The 17,484-nt window shown below is 57.4% G+C and carries 15 protein-coding genes and 1 tRNA gene; 6 read left to right on the top strand and 10 right to left on the bottom strand.

What is annotated here, in order from left to right; genetic code table 11:
* The first annotated feature begins 148 nt into the window (after positions 1 to 148).
* Positions 149 to 1,363, top strand: a complete 1,215-nt coding sequence (locus ACTJKV_RS10145) for a UbiH/UbiF family hydroxylase (RefSeq protein ID WP_274104136.1) — start codon at positions 149 to 151, stop codon at positions 1,361 to 1,363.
* Here the strand turns inward: ACTJKV_RS10145 and ACTJKV_RS10140 are convergent.
* Entirely contained in the window at positions 1,341 to 2,285 is a 945-nt protein-coding gene (locus ACTJKV_RS10140) for an AEC family transporter (RefSeq protein ID WP_274104137.1), read from the bottom strand. The two genes, ACTJKV_RS10145 and ACTJKV_RS10140, sit on opposite strands and share 23 nt — an antisense overlap.
* Before the next feature lie 37 nt (positions 2,286 to 2,322).
* Complete coding sequence (locus ACTJKV_RS10135) at positions 2,323 to 3,069, bottom strand: cytochrome c biogenesis CcdA family protein (protein WP_111850599.1); 747 nt, start codon at positions 3,067 to 3,069, stop codon at positions 2,323 to 2,325.
* A 183-nt stretch (positions 3,070 to 3,252) separates the two neighbouring features.
* Here ACTJKV_RS10135 and ACTJKV_RS10130 point away from each other — a divergent pair.
* The 4 genes from ACTJKV_RS10130 (at position 3,253) to ACTJKV_RS10115 (ending at position 6,998) form a co-directional block, all read left to right on the top strand.
* Positions 3,253 to 3,328 (top strand) — tRNA-Lys (locus ACTJKV_RS10130).
* 347 nt (positions 3,329 to 3,675) lie between these two features.
* Positions 3,676 to 5,037, top strand: a complete 1,362-nt coding sequence (locus ACTJKV_RS10125; RefSeq protein WP_274104138.1) for a hypothetical protein — start codon at positions 3,676 to 3,678, stop codon at positions 5,035 to 5,037.
* Between the two features lie 47 nt (positions 5,038 to 5,084).
* Complete coding sequence (locus tag ACTJKV_RS10120; protein WP_440598637.1) at positions 5,085 to 6,674, top strand: hypothetical protein; 1,590 nt, start codon at positions 5,085 to 5,087, stop codon at positions 6,672 to 6,674.
* Between the two features lie 90 nt (positions 6,675 to 6,764).
* Entirely contained in the window at positions 6,765 to 6,998 is a 234-nt protein-coding gene (locus tag ACTJKV_RS10115) for a hypothetical protein (protein ID WP_062425408.1), read from the top strand.
* A gap of 227 nt (positions 6,999 to 7,225) precedes the next feature.
* On the opposite strand, the gene ACTJKV_RS10110 is transcribed toward ACTJKV_RS10115, so the two are convergent.
* From ACTJKV_RS10110 to ACTJKV_RS10100, 3 genes are all read right to left on the bottom strand, one after another.
* A complete protein-coding gene (locus ACTJKV_RS10110; protein WP_274104140.1) occupies positions 7,226 to 8,536 on the bottom strand; it encodes a homoserine dehydrogenase in 1,311 nt (436 codons plus the stop codon).
* A gap of 65 nt (positions 8,537 to 8,601) precedes the next feature.
* The gene (locus ACTJKV_RS10105) at positions 8,602 to 9,822 is read right to left on the bottom strand and encodes an LL-diaminopimelate aminotransferase (RefSeq protein ID WP_062425410.1); all 1,221 of its coding nucleotides are present in this window, start codon (positions 9,820 to 9,822) and stop codon (positions 8,602 to 8,604) included.
* Positions 9,823 to 10,112: 290 nt separating this feature from the next.
* Positions 10,113 to 11,072, bottom strand: coding sequence for a nucleoside hydrolase (locus tag ACTJKV_RS10100; RefSeq protein WP_274104141.1), 960 nt, complete (start codon positions 11,070 to 11,072; stop codon positions 10,113 to 10,115).
* Between the two features lie 273 nt (positions 11,073 to 11,345).
* Between ACTJKV_RS10100 and ACTJKV_RS10095 the strand changes: the two genes are divergently transcribed.
* Positions 11,346 to 12,149 (top strand): TSUP family transporter, encoded by an 804-nt coding sequence (locus tag ACTJKV_RS10095; RefSeq protein ID WP_274104142.1) that lies wholly within the window; start codon positions 11,346 to 11,348, stop codon positions 12,147 to 12,149.
* Positions 12,150 to 12,182: 33 nt separating this feature from the next.
* Here ACTJKV_RS10095 and ACTJKV_RS10090 read toward each other — a convergent pair whose 3' ends face one another.
* The 5 genes from ACTJKV_RS10090 to ACTJKV_RS10070 all read right to left on the bottom strand — a co-directional run bounded on the left by ACTJKV_RS10090 (position 12,183) and on the right by ACTJKV_RS10070 (position 17,474).
* Positions 12,183 to 12,911, bottom strand: a complete 729-nt coding sequence (locus tag ACTJKV_RS10090) for a PAS domain-containing protein (protein ID WP_274104143.1) — start codon at positions 12,909 to 12,911, stop codon at positions 12,183 to 12,185.
* A 168-nt stretch (positions 12,912 to 13,079) separates the two neighbouring features.
* Complete coding sequence (locus tag ACTJKV_RS10085) at positions 13,080 to 13,772, bottom strand: PAS domain-containing protein (RefSeq protein WP_062426114.1); 693 nt, start codon at positions 13,770 to 13,772, stop codon at positions 13,080 to 13,082.
* A gap of 304 nt (positions 13,773 to 14,076) precedes the next feature.
* Complete coding sequence (locus ACTJKV_RS10080; protein ID WP_062425414.1) at positions 14,077 to 15,018, bottom strand: lipid A biosynthesis lauroyl acyltransferase; 942 nt, start codon at positions 15,016 to 15,018, stop codon at positions 14,077 to 14,079.
* A gap of 3 nt (positions 15,019 to 15,021) precedes the next feature.
* Positions 15,022 to 16,050: a zinc-binding dehydrogenase gene (locus tag ACTJKV_RS10075; protein WP_062425415.1), complete on the bottom strand. Its 1,029-nt coding sequence runs from the start codon at positions 16,048 to 16,050 to the stop codon at positions 15,022 to 15,024.
* Between the two features lie 137 nt (positions 16,051 to 16,187).
* Positions 16,188 to 17,474 carry a beta-ketoacyl-ACP synthase gene (locus ACTJKV_RS10070; RefSeq protein ID WP_274104144.1) on the bottom strand — a complete coding sequence of 429 codons (1,287 nt, stop codon included), beginning with the start codon at positions 17,472 to 17,474 and terminating at the stop codon, positions 16,188 to 16,190.
* Positions 17,475 to 17,484 lie beyond the last annotated feature (10 nt).

Raw genomic sequence — 17,484 nt, 5'->3', positions numbered from 1 at the left:
CTCTTTGCAACCATGCGGGAATGCTTATCCTCGAACTTAATCAGTATCCGGCTGCGCCGATATGGCAATCTCTGACCAGATGGCTTCTGGATTCGACGGCGCAAAGCCACTATGTGTTGAGCCTCGACTGCAGGAATGGAACAGGACGATGAAGAACTTCGAAGTTGCCGTTGTCGGCGCTGGACTTGCAGGACAAATCGCAGCTCTTGCCATTGCACGCGCTGGCCGAAACGTCGCGCTCATTGCGCCTCAATCCGAGAGAACCGACCGCCGCACGACGGCTCTGATGGATCAGTCCATCCGCTTTCTTGACCGGCTTGGGGTTTGGTCCAAAATCGAACCATCCGCTGCGCGGCTCTCTACGATGCAGATCATCGATGGCACCGACCGTTTGCTGCGCGCGCCGACGGTCGCCTTCCGCTCGTCGGAGATCGGGCTTGCCGCCTTCGGCTGGAACATGCCGAATAGCGCATTGCTCAGCGTTCTTTCGCAAGCTGTTGCGCAGGAAAACAACATCACCCTCGTCGATGCCAGCGTCGATACGGTGGAAGTCGGATCTCATGACGTCTCACTCATGCTGACAAACGGAGAGACGGTTTCGAGCAGCTTTGTCATCGGCGCGGATGGCAGACATTCCAAGGTTCGCGAGGCGGCAGGGATCGGAGTTCGAAGCTGGTCCTATCCGCAAACTGCCGTCGTTCTCAATTTCTCGCACACCCGCCCGCACGGCAATATCTCAACAGAGTTTCATACCCCGACGGGACCCTTCACGCAGGTTCCGCTACCCGGCGATCGATCCAGCCTTGTATGGGTGGTCAAACCAGAGCAGGCAGCAGAACTTGAAGCGCTGCCGCTGGAAACGTTAAGCAAGCGCGTTGAAGAGCGCATGCAGTCCATGCTCGGCACGGTTTCCGTTGAAGAGGGCGTGCAGACATGGCCGCTTTCCAGCATGACGGCCCGCGCCTTCGGCAAGGGACGCGTGGCGCTCATTGGCGAGGCTGGGCACGGCTTTCCGCCGATCGGCGCGCAGGGGCTCAATCTCAGCCTTCGCGACATCATCGTCTTGACCGACATGCTCGGCACATTGACCGGTGGCGCGATCCCGGCAGACGCCGGCGCGACATTCGATCGCCGACGCCGCGCCGACGTTTTCAGCCGCACGCTCAGTGTCGATCTTCTCAACCGGTCACTTCTGTCCGGCATGCTGCCGATGCAGATGGCCCGTGCGGCGGGACTTCACGTTCTTGGCAATGTCGGGCCGCTCCGCGGTCTCGTGATGCGCGAGGGCATCGAGCCAGGCCGCGGTATCAAGGCCCTGCCCTCGCTGATTATGGGAAGCCTCAGACGCTCGTTGCGCGAATGACATAAAGCACGAGCGAGACCGTGAAGACGGAGAGCACGGTGGAGATCAGAATGGTCGCCGATGCGCGTTCCTGCCAGACCTGATAATGCTGGCCGATGACGAAGACATTCGTGGCCGTCGGCAGTGCTGCCAGAAGAACCGCCGTCGACACCCAGATGGGGTCGAAGTTGCCAAAAGATGACATCAGAACGTAAGCCAGCAGCGGATGCAGGATCAGCTTGGCCGGCACGATATAGCTGATCTCTATCGGTACCCGCTTGAGCGGCCGGAGCGCCAACGTCACGCCCATGGCGAAGAGTGCGCAGGGTGCTGCCGATTGTGCCAGATAATCCACCAGTTGCTGCACAGGCTGAGGTGGCCGCCAGGAAAGCACGGCAGCGACGAAACCGACGATTACCGAGATGATGAAAGGGTGCGTCAGCACCTTGCGGGCGACATCGCCTGCAAGTTTCAAGCGGGATCGCTTATCGCCGCCGGCAATGGCCATCAGAGCCGGTGCGGCGATGAAATGCGCGGCGTTTTCGAGGCAGACAATGAGGGCGACAGGAACAGCCGCGCGCTCTCCAAGTGCCAGCAAAGCAAGCCCCGGGCCCATGTATCCAATATTGCCATAGGCGCCTGCGAAGCTCTGTATGGTGCAATCGGCAAAACTGTTGCGCCGTACATAGTAGCCGATGAGAAAGAGGCAGAGAAAGATCGTGTAGGTGGCGGCGAGGCTGAGCACGACAAAATCCATCCGCGCCAGTTGATCGACCGGTGTGCGGGCAACAAGCTTGAAGAAGAGTGCCGGAAGCGCGGCATAAATGATGAAGGTGTTCAGCCAACCGAGTGCTTCGGCGGGCTGGCGCGTGACCCGCGCCGCCACATAGCCGATCAGGATCAGCCCGAAAAACGGAAACAGCAATCCGGCGATTTCAGCCATGGCCCCCTCGCCGTGCAGCTCGTCCTCCTAAGAGGGTCTAGCCGATTTTCATCAGGATTGGAAAGCTCTCCTGAAACCAGATCGCCACATTGGTGATGAAGCCGGACATGAAGGCGATACCAGTCAGGATCAGCAGGACGCCCATGACCTTTTCAACAAGCCCCAGATGGCGGCGAAAACGAGCGAGAAAGCGCATGAAACTGCCGGAAAAGGCAGCTGCTATCCAGAAGGGGATGGCAAGGCCCGCGGAATAGACCGCAAGCAGCATCGCGCCCTCGCCGACCGTGTTGCGCGAGGCCGCAACGCCCAAGATGGCACCAAGTACGGGACCGATGCATGGCGTCCAGCCAAAGGCGAAAGCCAATCCCATAACATAGGCGCCGGAAAGCGTGGCGGGCTTGCCGCCGCTTTGGAAACGCGCCTCGCGCGAGAAGACGCCAATCCGGAAAACGCCGAGGAAGTTCAGTCCCATCAGGATGATGATCAGACCGCCGATTTTGGCGAGAATGTCGAGATTTTGGCGCAGCACCATTCCAATGGTGGACGCACCGGCACCAAGCGCCACGAAGACCGTCGCAAAACCCAACGTGAAAAACAGCGCCGCCAGAAGCACCGCCTTGCGAACCTGCGGCTTTGCCTCGAAGCGCTCATCCCTGAACTGCTCCACCGAGATGCCCGCCATGTAGCAAAGATACGGCGGCACGAGCGGCAGCACGCAAGGAGACAGGAACGACAAAGCACCGGCGAAAAGCGCTGTGAGGAGGGAAATATCGGCGATGGACAATGCGGCACTCCGGACGGTTCACGATGCCTTGTAGCCCCACCAAACCCTTGCCACCAATCACCTTTTTGCGGTTGCGGCAAAAAAACGCGGAAAGATGATATAATCCTGTTTTTTTGGGTTGACCGCAAACGTGCCTCTACCTATGTTCCGCCCACTTCCGAGGGGCGCTTCGCCCCCATTTGGGAGAGCGTAGCTCAGCCGGTAGAGCAACTGACTTTTAATCAGTAGGTCCAGGGTTCGAATCCCTGCGCTCTCACCATTAATCTTCCATAAAAATCAGCTACTTCAGAGACAATGACTGTCCTCTTTGGGCTTCTTCGGTATCGAGGAGTCATAATGGAAGTCGTCCATAGGTGAGGCTTAACGTCGGCCTTTTTGACCAACCGGCCATCTATCAGGACACAGTGGAGCTTCGCTTTCAAGCCTGTCTGAAGCCGCATATTTGGTTGGCACTGAGACCATCCAGCAGATCTGACATCTGATCCTGGTCCCACTTTTCATCACCAGAACACTCCACAATACTCGCAAAACGTGTTTCAGGTTGCGTATTTACAATCCCAAATTCTTCACCTTACATCAACCTCCCGTCCGTCCGCTGGAGACTCAATGATGAAAGCACGCCTCCTTAGTTTCGCTCTTCTTTTCTTCCCGGCCTCCTTCGCGTTGGCTGACTGTCCGACGCCTGCCGACGCTAGTTTTGCGGCGGCCGCCAAAGCGAAGTTCGACTGTTCCAGCAGCCTGCCGCTGAAGGGGCACGAGACGGATCGCAAGTTTCAAATCCATTATGATTTTCCCAAGACCTTGCCCGACAACAGTAAGCTCCCCTGGTTGACGGTAGATCCGTTTAAGAATCCTGCGGACTATATGCAGTCGATCCTCAACTACGTCATCAAGGTCAATGCGCGGCCGGATGTGGATTGGCGGATCGAGGACAATAAGGAAGAGCAGTGGTGTGATGCGCCGTGGTTCTTCATGTTGCGCGAGCCGTTGCGTGGGATGACGACCGAGCGGTGGTCCCGGCCGAAGGAACTTCACGCGCTACAAATGGACTGGGAGCGCAATTTTGCGGTCGGCATTTATAATGACGTGGCGTGCTATGGCTTCGGTCAGATTTGGGGTGATCCCGCCTTCCCCAAGACCCGGGATTTTGCATTTGCGGAAGGTGCGGTGTCGGCGAAAATGCTGTTCACCACCGCCACACCTTCCAGCGTTCCTTATCTTGCGGGCTCAAAAGAATGGGATGTTGCCGGGCAGAAGGATGGCGGGGTGATGACCATGCGCCTTCTCCAGCTGGACCTTTCGGTCAAGGACAAGCGCTCGCCGAACGGCTGGTTCTTCGGGACCTTCATGTACAACGCCATGCAGCCGGGCAACACGCCTTATGAGCGATTGGTGCCTGTCGGTCTCATTTGGGGTAGCGACCCAGGGCTCAACGCCAAGGCTTATCTTGAGCAGGCAGCGACCCCAAAGGAAAGCTGGGTCAATCCGGATGTCGCCTCCATGTTCTATGCGCTTCCCCGCCAGAACCTCGGCCTCTTCGGTCGCGCAAATGGCCCTGTCGATAATCCCACCTCGGCATGCATCACCTGCCACCAGCGTGCCAATGACTGGGGCACGGCCGTGCTGCCGGATACGCCTGAAGCGACCCAAGCGGCAGCACTTTTGCCTGATGTGCCCGCCAACCCTTACGACGACGCGGCCATTGCCGCCTACTTCCGCAACATTGGAACGAACTCGCCGGTCGCGAACACCCAGTCGCTCGACTACGTGCTGCAGGTCTCAAAGGGAATTGCGGCATTTCGCAACTGGGTGAAGACCGATTTCCCCGATCACGCTGCGTCGACGACCGATGTCACGCCCTACCCGTTCAAGCCGGCTGAAGCGCGCCTGTTGGCACCAGCAGATGCCAACACCGCACGGCCGGACGAAAATGAGCAGGATCCAACGGGAAGGCTTTTCCTTCGCTAATATGACCTGATATGCATAGGTGTGATTTGCCTTCGGAGGGCGCGCCTATGCTGTCGTTAAACGTCTTTGGTCGATTCCGGATCGCTGATCCGGATGGGAATGACCGGGGTCCGCGATCGGCCAAGGCTCGCGGCCTCCTCATTCTCCTGGCGACGGCGCCGCATCACTCCAGAAGCCGTGTATCGCTGCAGGACAAGTTGTGGAGCGATCGCGACGCCAAAAAGGGTTCGGACAGCCTGCGTCAAACGCTTGTCGAAATTCGAAAGGCGTTCGGGCCCTATCAAGACATCTTGCAGGCCGACCGCGAAAAGGTCGCGCTCGACTCGTCACGGTTCAAAGTCAGTTACCGCCTTGTCGAGTCACCGGGCGATTGGAGTGACGAGCAGGACGCCTTCGCCGATATCGACGTCCCTGATCCGGAGTTCGAGGAATGGATTCGCGATACGCGATCGTCACTTGCTGAAAAGGCCAAAGTCAGCGCTTTTGAGGCGCCGCGTCAATCAGCACCGCCGAAGCCAGCCATCTTCTTTCAGTTTCACTCCGACAATCAGTCGGCGAGCGAGTTGATCAACGCCCGCATGATGACGCTGACGACGGCGTCGCTTCATGACTTGGACGACTTTCAAATTTTTCCCCATATCCCGCATGCATCGCCGGCTGTTGCGCGTCAGCCTGTCAGCGGTCTTGCCGTCTCCATCCGGACCGCGACGATGGGGCGGCATAGCCATATCACCTTCACGATCAGCCATGCGGAGACCGGCAGGCTCTATGCTTCCCGTACTGAAAAGCTCGTCAGTTCCTCGGAAGAGGCGTTGCACCATTGGTGCGGAACGTTGGTTCAGGCCATTCTCATCACCTTGCGTGAAAGGAAAGATGACCTCGCCATTTCGAACTGCGCAGCGCTCCTGGCAAGCAACGCTCGCAACCTCATCTTCCGCTTCGACCGTCAAAGCCTGTCTGAGGCGGACAGGCATCTGAGCTATGCCTATGAGCGCGACCCTCGTCCGCAATATGTCGCGTGGCGGGCTTTCCTGCGCAACATGGCGCAATTCCAGCATCGCAGCACGGCATTCCTGGGTGACGAAATCACTTCCACGGAACTGGTACAGGAGGCATTGCGCCAGGACGGCAATAGCCCAGGCATCCTCAGTATCGGTGCACACCTGGAGTATCTGGGTGGAGGATCCAGCCGCGGATCTCTGAGGCTCGCTGAGCGGGCCGCTGAGCTTGATCCGCTCAACCCGATCAACATGGCGATCCTGTCCAATGCCGAACTCGTTCTCGACAAGTTGAAGGCAAGCCGCAGGTCTGCAACAAAGGCGCTGGAATTGACCGGAGGTGGGGAACATCGCGCATTCGTCGAGTTCTTTTGCTGCATGTCAGCCGCTGCTGTCAGTGACTATGATGCAGCCATCGGCCATGCGGAGGCCGCGCTCATTCTGCGACCTGCCTTCCGCGCGCCTCTGCGCTACCTGATTGCCCTCTACATCCAAAAGGGGATGACGGCGCATGCGGCACGAGCGATCGAACAGTTGCGGTTGCTTGAGCCAGACTTTACGCCAGCTCGTTTTCTCGACGACGATTATCCTGTCACCACGATGCGGCGCATCCGATTGATCGACACTATTCCCGTGTAAGCCCAGATATCCCTGACACCCTTGGTTGATTCACGCTGCAATCACGATGATGCGCTAATTTTAGCGCGTTAAGACATATGAGGGCAGACTATGAGTGACACCAATATCGTGATGGACCATTTGCGCGCAGCCTTGCTTGCCACGCCGAAGGAGAGCACGTTTCTCACCTATCTCATTCAGATGGCTCTGATCGAGGGAGGAACCCTCTCCCAGGGTCGTGTCGCAAACCAGAGCATCGCTTTGGATGATGAGGCAGACCCCAGCCGCGGAACATACCCGATTGCGTCGGACCCAAGCTATCGCGCTCCAGCCTACGCGTCGTAAGCAGACGGCGACGCTGACCTGAATCGATCTTGGCGATCAAATTTCGCCAAGAGCTTTTTGATCGACATCTTCATAGCTGAGCGACAAGGCGCAGGCGTGTGCGCTTTTCTCATCCTCCGAAGCAACTTGTATGAAATAGAAAAAGCCCGGGGAGCACATGCACCCGGGCTTTTTATCAAAATGTCTGTATTACCGACACAACCTTAGCCAAGCCAAGGCGCTAAGCCTCACGTGCGCTCAATGCGGATCACCTGCGGTTCGCTGACCAGATACTTTTCGCTCTTGATCGCTTTGACCGCCTTGCGGATCGCATCTTCCATAGTCGCATGGGTGACGAGGATGATGGTCTGAGCGCCCTCCTCCGTCGGCACCTGAGAGCGCTGAACGATCGATTCGAGCGAGATATTGTTTTCTGCCATGCGGGTCGCGATGGAGGCAAACACGCCGGCCTTGTCCTTGACCGTCAGACGGATGAAGTAGCCGCCTTCGTGGCTCTTCATCTTGGCACGACGATAATCCGTCAGTGACTTGGCTGGTCGACCGAGAACCGGCACCTGCTGGGCACCTGGGCGGCTCTTGGCGATATCGGCAACATCGCCCAGCACCGCGGACGCCGTCGCATTACCGCCGGCCCCTGGACCAACCATCAGCAATTCACCGAGAATATCGGATTCCACAGCAACCGCATTGGTGACGCCATCAACCTGAGCGATGACGGAATCGAGCGGTACCATGGTCGGGTGGACGCGCTGCTCGATGCCGGACTCGGTCAGTTGCGCGACACCAAGAAGCTTGATGCGATAGCCGAGATCAGCGGCTGCCTGAATATCTTCGATCGAAATATTGGTGATGCCTTCGAGATAGATATCATCGGCCGCGATCTTGGAGCCGAAGGCGAGCGTCGTCAGGATCGCAAGCTTATGCGCCGTGTCGTTGCCTTCGATATCGAAAGCCGGGTCCGCCTCCGCGTAGCCAAGCCGCTGCGCTTCCTTCAGGCAGGCTTCGAAGGACAGGCCTTCCTTCTCCATCTTGGTCAGGATGTAGTTGCAGGTGCCGTTCATGATGCCGTAGATGCGCGACACGTGGTTGCCGGTCAGCGATTCACGCAGCGCCTTGATGATGGGGATACCGCCGGCGACAGCCGCTTCGAAGTTGAGCAGAGCGCCCTTTTCTTCCGCCATCTTTGCCAGTTCCACGCCGTGCTTTGCCAGCAACGCCTTGTTAGCTGTCACGACATGGAGACCGCGTGAGAGAGCCGCCCGAACGGCTTTTTCCGCAGCGCCTGAGGCGCCACCGACCAGTTCGACGAAGACATCGATGTCGGCCTTCTCCGCCATGTCTTCCGGCGTATCGAACCAGGTAATACCCGAGATATCAATGCCGCGGTCGCGCGAACGGTCGCGCGCGGAAACAGCAATAATCTCAATTGCGCGTCCGCAGGTAATCGCAAGTTCGTTGCTTCTCTGCTGGAGGATGCGCACGAGCGAAGAGCCGACAGTGCCGAGTCCCGCTATGCCGATTCTCAATGAATCTGCCATGGGTATATTCCTGATTTGCTTTAATGAAAGAGGTGGCCGGAACCGGCCACCTTGGCGGGTTGCCCTTATCTGTGGGCGTTGAGCGAGACGACGTTGTGCAACGTATCATCCGCAGTCGACAGGAAGCGCTTGAGATTGCGCGCGGCCTGGCGAATTCTGTGCTCGTTCTCGACGAGCGCGAGGCGAACATAATCGTCACCCATCTCGCCGAAGCCGACACCCGGAGCAACCGCAATGTCGGCCTTCTCGATCAACAGCTTGGAAAATTCAAGCGAACCGAGGTGACGGAATTTCTCCGGAATTTTCGCCCAAGCGAACATGGTAGCAGCCGGAGGTGGAACCTCGAAGCCGGCCTTGCCGAATGTATCGACCATGACGTCGCGACGGCGGCGATAGACATTGCGCACTTCTGCAATATCAGAGCCGTCGCCGTTCAGCGCGTGCGTGGCCGCAACCTGGATCGGCGTGAAGGCGCCGTAATCGAGATAGGACTTTACGCGTGTCAGTGCGGCGATCAAACGTTCGTTGCCGACCGCAAAGCCCATACGCCAGCCAGGCATCGAGAAGGTCTTCGACATGGAGGTGAATTCCACCGATACATCCATGGCACCGGGCACTTCCAGGACAGATGGCGGCGGGTTCTTCTCATCGAAATAGATTTCCGAATAGGCAAGGTCGGACAGCACGATCAGATCGTGCTTCTTCGCAAAAGCGATCACGTCCTTGTAGAAATCCAGAGACGCCACATGTGCCGTCGGGTTGGATGGGTAGTTGATAATCAGTGCCAAGGGCTTCGGGATCGAATGGCGCACGGCGCGCTCAAGCGGGCCGAAGAAGGTTTCATCCGGCTCGACATTCATCGAACGAATGACGCCGCCTGCCATCAGGAAGCCGAAGGCATGGATCGGATAGGTCGGGTTCGGACACAGGATCACGTCGCCGGGCGCGGTGATTGCCTGCGCCATATTGGCGAAGCCTTCCTTTGAACCGAGCGTGGCGACAACCTGTGTATCCGGGTTCAGCTTCACACCAAAACGGCGCGCATAATAAGCGGCCTGGGCGCGGCGAAGGCCTGGAATGCCCTTGGAAGAGGAGTAACGATGCGTACGTGGGTCCTGGACGACTTCGCAAAGCTTGTCGACGATTGCCTTGGGTGTCGGCAGATCTGGATTGCCCATGCCAAGGTCAATGATATCCGCGCCACCCGCTCGCGCGCTCGCTTTCAAACGGTTGACCTGTTCGAAGACGTATTGCGGCAGACGCTTGACCTTGTGAAACTCTTCCATCTCTTTCCTCATGGAAATGGACCGGATCGTCCGGCCCACAGTAGCGTTCGTTTTTTGGTTTGAAACATAAGCCGACACGAACAAATCGGACCTGTGCTGTCTATTGTAGCGCAAGCGCCGGAAAACACGAATTGGTTTTCCCGAAACGCCAAGCGATCACCGTGCTTCGCCGAAACATTTGTCGTGACGAGTCTGGCGCAGAACGCGGCTTGCGCCAGTCGTGCTTGCATAACGCCAGATTCTGATAAAATGCAAGGCAAAGCCGCCGCGCGAACGGCGGCTCAATTCAATCAGCCACGTTCACCCCGCACAATTGCAGAGCGAATGACCGACAGCACACGATCCGGCTCGATCCTGGTGCACACTTTCTGGCTTGGATAACCGTCCCAATTGCCCGGTGGGAAGGTGACGCCGTCGGGCTTCTGGATGGTCTGCCCGTCCGCAAGACCGCCACAAACAACACGGATTGCGCCGCTTCGTGTTTCGAACAGCTCAGGATTCGTCAGATAGACGCAGGCACAGGAATCGTGAACCACCATGCCGTCGCCGGTGCGCATGTTGTAGAAGTTGATATAGAACTGCGAGAGATCCGACAGAAGCTGCACGGCTGCGCCATTCTCCTTGACCATGTCCGCCAGGAAACCGGAGGTCATCACGGTTTTCGTCGTGACGTCCAGGCCGATGACGGTAACCGGCCAGGCTGCGGTGAAGACGAGATCAGCCGCCTCCGGATCACCGTGAATATTCGCCTCTGCCGCGGGGCTGACATTGCCATTGATGTCGAAGGCGCCCCCCATGATGATCACCTCTTTCACCAGAGCAGCGAAATCGGGATCGGTCTTCAGCGCAAGCGCCAGATTGGTCATGCGACCGACCGCGATCAGCGTCACTTCACCGGGATTGGCCTTGACCGTGTCGATGATGAAATGATGGGCCGCGCGCGGATCGAGCGGCACATCGACCGTTTCAGGCACGCCGATATTGCCAAGCCCATCATCGCCGTGGATGAAGGTGGGGAAGTGGCCGTCCGGACGCGACGGATCGAACGTCTTGCCGGCGCCCTGTGCTACGGGCGCATCAATCATCCATTGCTGTTTGAGGAACTGCGCATTGCGAGTGGTAATCTCGATCGGCGCGTTGCCGAAAACGGTCGTGACCCCAATGAGATCGATATCAGGGTGGCGGTGCAGAAAAAGCAACGCCATTGCATCGTCAATACCCGGATCCGTGTCGAAAATTACTTTATGCATATGTTCCTCATCAATGCGGCTGCATGCTTCGCGCTAGCGTTCGGCGCACAATAGCTTCCTGTGCAGCCTGCGCAATCTTTTCCATCCGACCAATAAAGCGCTGTGAGTCCTATTGGACGCACAGCGCTTTATATTTTTGAATCTACGCATCGTGCTTTCCGAAAATCGAGTCGGATTTTCGGGCCGATGCTGTAGCCTTGCCCGCAAAAGCGGTTGCGGGGCAAGGCATTCGGTGCCACAAGCGGCCAGCAAAACCCTCCGGATCCCTCCCCAGTGCAAGACGTCGCTCTCCAGCTTTTCATCATACTGTTTTTTGTTGCCGTCTTTGCCGGCTTCGTCGATTCTATTGCCGGCGGCGGCGGGTTGATCGTGCTGCCGGCTATGCTGATTATGGGCATACCGCCGCTGGAAGCGCTCGGGACCAATAAGCTACAGGCTCAGTTCGGCTCCGCCTCTGCGACGATTGCCTATGCGCGCAAGGGCCACGTCAATCTCAGAGAACAATTTCCGATGGCGTTGATGGCTCTGCTCGGAGGGATGGCTGGAGCATTTACCGCATCCTTTGTTCCGGCCGACGTTTTGAGGGCAATCATGCCCTTCCTGCTCGTCGCCATCGCCATCTACTTCGCCTTCAAGCCCAACCTCAGCGACATCGACAGCCAGCGCCGTATCACGCCGTTTGTCTTCGGTCCGACGGTGGTTCCATTGATTGGTTTTTACGATGGCATTTTCGGTCCAGGAGCCGGTTCCTTCTATATGCTGTCATTCGTCGCGCTTGCCGGCTTCGGCATGCTGAAGGCGACCGCGCATACGAAGCTCTTGAACCTCGGCTCGAATTTCGGTGGCTTCCTGGTGTTCACACTTAACGGTGCGATTCTTTGGAAGCTCGGGCTGGTGATGGGATTTGGGCAGTTCCTGGGAGCCCAGATCGGGTCCAGACTGGCGATGAGGAACGGTGCAAAGATCATTCGCCCGCTCCTGGTGATATCCTGCCTCGCCATGGCGGCCAGACTTATACTGGATACGAATGCGCCCTACTCGCTCGGTTGGATCATCGGTAAGCTCAGCGGCACGTGATAACGACGCAAAGCGAGGGCTCAGGGCCCTCTCTCAACCACATTCCAGTGTCGCCATCTCATCGATATTCCTTAACACCACAACGGCACCCATGACGTGATTTTTGGGTCCGCGCAGCGGCGTCATTCTGCATCGGGTGGCAAATCTCTGTCCGTCCCGGTACGCATGATGAATGTATCCGATCTCCTCACCTGCAAAGCAACGATCAAGGGCGGGCTTTGCCTGGAGGTAAAACCCATCTTCACCAATGAACTCGGTGACGTGGCAACCGATCAGCGATAAGCGGGTCCGGTTCTTCAATTTTGCGTAGGCATTATTGGTATAAAGATAGCGGTAGTCGTTTGTGACGACGATGATCTGATCATCCAGACTATCGAGAATTGCTTCGTTAAAAAGCGGCTGCTCATAATAGGCCGGTGCTGGAGCCCTGGCTGGTCGAGCGATTGCCGGAGACAAATCCACATCGGACCAATCCGAGTGATCACGGAAATATCGGTCGATCAGCCCGGACATCATCACGCTTCTGCGCACAACCGCCAGCCGGTCGTCGGCTTCGTCACGAACCAGCGTGCAGAGAAACTGGAATTGTCTGTAGAGCTCTTCGCGGCTGGACGCCTGGTAGGCCAGAATGTCGTTGACGATCGCCTGAAGCTCCCTGTCAAACAACTGAACCAGCTCATCCTCACTTTGGTTGATGGCGTATCGCAATTGACTGCTTTTGATCGCAAAAGCTTGAAAAAAATCCTGGAGCACAGTGTCCATCCACGCTTACTCCGAAAAACCGGAACTATCCCCGGCCAACCTCAGGCCGTACAACTACGGTACACCAGTACCGAGTGTTTCTCCGCCGTCAATATACGATTTATAGTAGTGCCGCGATAAAAAGCGCATTGTGGACTGCAATGCGGCATTCGCGGCACATCGCGTGCGTTACGCAACCACGCGTGTACGACGATCTTCCAACTCCTTGACCACCACGATAGCGCCAACGAGTTTGTAGGATGGCGAATAGCACGGCGACATCTCGAAAGACTTCACCACCGTATGCCCAAGGGCGTCCTCGGCATAGGTATACTTCTCAGCCTCTCCCTTGAAGCACGCGTCGAGCTTCTCGCGGAATGCCTGCTGGAAGTGATGGATGCCGACAAACTCGGCAATATGCTTGCCGATGATCTCACTGCGATCCGAGTGGAGCGAGGCAGCATTGGCGGAGTTAGTATAGTTGATGCGGTAACCGGGAGACACGACGACGACGCGATCGTCCAGGTCTTCCAACCTGTCTTCATCCAGAATGATATAGGGGCTCCACGGCGCATCCTCGCCATCCGGGGTGCTGCCGTCGCGTGGCAGCCCAGCTCCGATATAGCGATCGACAAGTTTGCGCAGGACGTCGGCATTTCGCTGGACACAGCCGATGTCCTCGGCTTCCTCGTTCAGGAGGTCGATGGCGAAACGAAACTGTTCGAGAATTTCCGACGACGAAGCGTTCTTTCTGCCGATAATGCTATCGAGCAGAGTTTCGAGCTCTTTATCAAGAGCGGCAACCTTGGGCGCTTCATTGCGAATGACTGCGCTTTTCAGTTCCGCATAGTTCTGCCAGAACAATTCGATTTTTCTTTTCAACCCAAACACTCCCGAGACGCAGGCATTCCAGTTGCCCAATCCTCCCCGGGCGCACGCGTGACTATCTGCACGATGTGCCCGTAAAGCATGATGTAAGGAGTTGCAAGATCACCACACCAGCGCATTCACCCATATCACAATCGGCTATGTTATTACAAATCCGAGAAATAGTAAGGAAGAATAAGCACGGTATTGTCTCGCGACACGCCGACTAAATCATCACATCACGTCAACCGGCCGGTATTTTGTGGTTTAATAATACCCCACCGATCGATCAAAGTTATTAAAATTGACCGTTTAGTCTTCAACCGTCCGTCTTGACCTGATCCTTGATATGCCAACGGTCGTGGTACCACAACCACTGGCCGGGATATTCGCGCACCCAGCTCTCGACCTTGTCATTCAAAAGCTGTGCGGTCTTTTGGATATCGACACTGCCTTTTTCATTGAGCGGTATCTCGACCTTGGGTTCGATTTCCAGACGGTAGCGATTGTCCGGCAGGCGGATGCATCTTGCCGGATAGACGTCGCAGCCAAACTGGCGCACCAGCTTGGCGAGCAGAGGATTGGTCTGGACATTATGTCCGAAAAACTTGGTGAGGAGACCCTTACGGAACTTCTGATCGACCAGCACACCGACGCCCGCACCACGTTCCAACTGCCGCGCAAGCGCGAAAGACGAGCCCGCATGCGACGGAACGAGCTTGCCCATGCGCTCCTTGCGGAAATTGTAGATCTTCTCTGCCACGTAAGGATTGTTCGGTGGACGGAAGAGCACCGTCACATCGAGGCCGAAGGCAGATCCTGCCACAGGCAGAAGCTCGAAGTTTCCGGTATGGGCCGTAAAGACGATGAATGGACGCGGATTGTCGCGCAGCTCCAGAAAGTTGTCGATGCCGACGACTTCGATACGACCGGGTTTCGTTTGCTCCGGATCATAATCGAACAGTCGGTCGAGGAAAACATATTCGGCGGCGAGACGCCCCATGTTTCCCCAGCTGTCGAGCGCGATTTCCAGACGCTCTTCTTCGGTCTTTTCCGGATAGGCGCGAGCCAGGTTGAAAAGCATCAACTTATGACGCGGCGTCTTGGGCCCGAGTTTACGCGCAAGGCGATCGGCAAAGTGAATTGCTGGATCGGCCGGTAACAATTTCAGCATGTTCAGAAAGCCGAACGCAATGGTCGCGTTCAGCCACTGGCGAAAGTTCTCAAGCGCCAGAACAATGCGCGTAATAAAAAGCTTCACTGATCAATCCATTCGCAGAACGATCTTACCGAAGACCTGACGGGTCTCCATGCGTTCCAGAGCCTTGTCGATATCGTCGAAGGTTACTTCGGTATCGATCACCGGATGTACAAGACCGCGCGCCATTTTCTGCATGGCATCGGCCATGTTCTGCATGCGGCAGCCAAAGGAGCCGAGCAACTTGAGCTGCTGCTGGAAAAGCATCATCAGGTTGATTTCGGTCGAGACACCCGAAGTCGAGCCGCAGGTGACGAGGCGACCGCCGCGCTTCAGCGAGAACATGGAACCTGCCCAGGTATCCTTGCCGACATGCTCGAAAACGACATCGACACCCTTCTTCTTGGTGATCTTGCGCACAACGCCCTCGAAGCGGTCCACGCGGTAGTTGATGACGTGATCTGCGCCCAACGCCTTGGCGCGTTCGATCTTGTCGTCCGAACCGACCGTGGTGATGACCGTGCAGCCCATCTTCTTCGCCAGCTGAATGGCGGCGGAGCCGATACCGGAACCGCCAGCATGGACGAGGATCGTTTCACCGGGTTGAAGTTTGGCATTGTCGAACAACATGTGTTCGACGGTGCCAAAGGTCACAGGTGCAAGTGCGGCCGCCACGGCATCGACGCCGGGCGGTGCCAGCACCAGCTGGCGGGCCGGAATGTTAATCTTTTCCTGAGCAAAGCCATCCAGGTGGAAACCATGAACGCCGCCGACATTCTCACAAAGGTTGTCTCGTCCGGCGACACAGTGGTGGCAACGACCACAGATGCGCGCGCCGTAAATGGAAACAAGCTGACCGGGAAGAACGTTGGAGACACCAGGACCGATGGCTTCCACCACGCCCGAGGCTTCGGCACCAATCGTCAAAGGCATCTTGCGCTTGGCAAAGGCCATGCCGCGCCAGCCCCACACGTCGATGTGGTTCAGCGCAACGGCTTTCACGCGCAAGGTGACCTCGCCCGGCGCCGGCGCTTCTGGCTCCGGCAGATCCACTTTCTCGAGCTTACGGTCGTCGACGAGTTGAAGAGCGCGCATAATAGAAGTCCTTCGCCCGGAGGCGTTAAAGCGTTTTCGATTGAGAGCGCCGCTCATCCAACTGGGACATGCGAAGACAGCTCTCCTTCACTCAAATAGACATCGCCCACTTGCGGACAGATGCGTTGGGGAACCGCTTAAGCCGGTTCCCGCGTCATGACAAGGCTTGCGTTCTGGCCACCAAAGCCGAAGGAGTTCGACAGAACGGCGCTGACCTGAGCCTCACGCTTCACATTCGGCACGACATCCAGCGCGATGGTCGGATCGGGATTGGTGTAGTTGATCGTTGGCGGAAGGGTGCCGGTCAGCATGGTCTGCAATGAGAACACGGCTTCGACCGCACCTGCTGCTGTCAGCGTATGGCCGATCATCGACTTGTTGGAGGAGACCGGGATCGCCTTCAGACCTTCGCCGAAGACCGCCAGCATGGAGCTATACTCCATCTTGTCGTTTTCCGGCGTGGATGTACCATGTGCGTTGACATAGCCGATATCGCTTTCGGAGAAGCCAGCATCGGCAAGCGCTGCGCGGATGGTTGCGATCGCTGGGCCGCCATCGGGCGACGAGCGCGTGCGGTGGAAGCTGTCTGCCTTTTCGCCCGCGCCCTTGATAATGCCGAGCACCTTTGCACCGCGGGCTACCGCTGCTTCCAGCGATTCCAGAACCAGGGTGGCCGCACCCTCTGCAATCACGAAGCCATCGCGGTCCTTGCTGAAGGGCTTGGACGCCTTTTCGGGCGGCTCGTTCTGTGTGGACAAGGCAGACAGAAGCGAAAAGCGGATCAGCGCTTCGGCGCTGACGGATCCGTCCGTCGCAACGGTCAGTGCGCGATCGGTGCGGCCCTGGCGGATGGCTTCAACACCAAGTTGGATGGCCGTCGCGCCCGAAGCACAGGCCGTCGAAAGCGTGACCGGGAGGCCGCGTGTACCGAACTGATCGGATAGACGCTCCGAGATCGCACCAAAGAGCGCGGCCTCCTGAAAGGCTGGATCGGGGCGCTGACGAAGAGCGGCCATGAAGCGATCATAGGCGTCGCCCGGCTTTGCAGCAGGTGGAGACCGATCGGCAAGCTCGAAGCGGGCGCTCCATTCCGGTTCGATCGGCGGCGCAGCCAGAAACAGCGGACCGTTGAAATCGCCGGATAGTCCTGCTTGAGCCAGAGCTTCGATCGTGGTTTCGCGCGCAAATGCGAAGGACCGCTCGACGGAATTGGGTGCCGGGATATCGATGAAATCGACCGTGCCACAGATCTTCGTCGAGAGATTGTCGGTCGGGAAGCGGGTAATCTTGTGGATGCCGGATTTGCCGGAGGTCAAAGCCGCCCAGTTATCCGAGAGCCCTTGCCCCAACGAGGTGATGATGCCCATACCGGTGACGGCAACGATGGGGCGTCCAAGGTGATCCTTGAAATTGCTGGATGCCATGGTCTGAACT

The sequence above is a fragment of the Agrobacterium sp. 22117 genome, from assembly GCF_052045735.1.
GTDB classification, from domain to species: Bacteria; Pseudomonadota; Alphaproteobacteria; order Rhizobiales; family Rhizobiaceae; genus Agrobacterium; species Agrobacterium cavarae.
The sequence above is the reverse complement of the archived record's forward strand: the minus strand, read 5'-3'. Positions and strand labels throughout refer to the sequence as shown.